General features: G+C 71.9%; 2 pseudogenes. One reads left to right on the forward strand and one right to left on the reverse strand.

What is annotated here, in order from left to right:
* Positions 1 to 154, forward strand: a pseudogene (locus tag MKL09_RS16155) (methyl-accepting chemotaxis protein); the annotation flags it as partial.
* A 1-nt stretch (position 155) separates the two neighbouring features.
* Here MKL09_RS16155 and MKL09_RS16160 read toward each other — a convergent pair.
* Positions 156 to 594, reverse strand: a pseudogene (locus MKL09_RS16160) (methyl-accepting chemotaxis protein); the annotation flags it as partial.

Below are 594 nucleotides of genomic sequence, written 5' to 3' on the forward strand. Positions count from 1 at the left end.
GAAGATCACCATCGTGCAGGAGATCGCCCGGCAGACCGATCTGCTGGCCCTCAACGCCGCCGTCGAGGCGGCGCGTTCCGGCGAGCACGGCCGCGGCTTCGGGGGGGTCGCGTCGGAGGGGAGGAAGCTCGACGATGGTGCGCAGGAGGCCGCTCGCCCTGCGTGGCCAGCTCGTCCGAGGTCGCCGGGCCCTGCTCGGGGGCGCTGGCGTTCTGCTGGGTCACCTTGTCGAGCTGCTGGATCGCCTGGTTGATCTGCGCCGACCCGACATCCTGCTCCCGGCACGCCGCCGAGATCTCCTCGACCAGCAGCGCGGTCTTGCGGATGTCCGGCACCAGCCGTCCGAGCATCTCACCGGCCTGCTGGGCCGCCTTCACCGTGTCGGACGACAGCGTGCCGATCTCGGTGGCCGCCGCCTGCGAGCGCTCGGCGAGCCTGCGCACCTCCGAGGCGACCACCGCGAAGCCGCGGCCGTGCTCGCCGGCACGCGCCGCCTCGACGGCGGCGTTGAGGGCCAGCAGATCGGTCTGCCGGGCGATCTCCTGCACGATGGTGATCTTCTGGGCGATGGTCTGCATGGCATCGACCGCCTTC

Origin of the sequence: Methylobacterium sp. J-048 (genome assembly GCF_022829515.1) — a bacterium.
Lineage (GTDB): Bacteria > Pseudomonadota > Alphaproteobacteria > Rhizobiales > Beijerinckiaceae > Methylobacterium.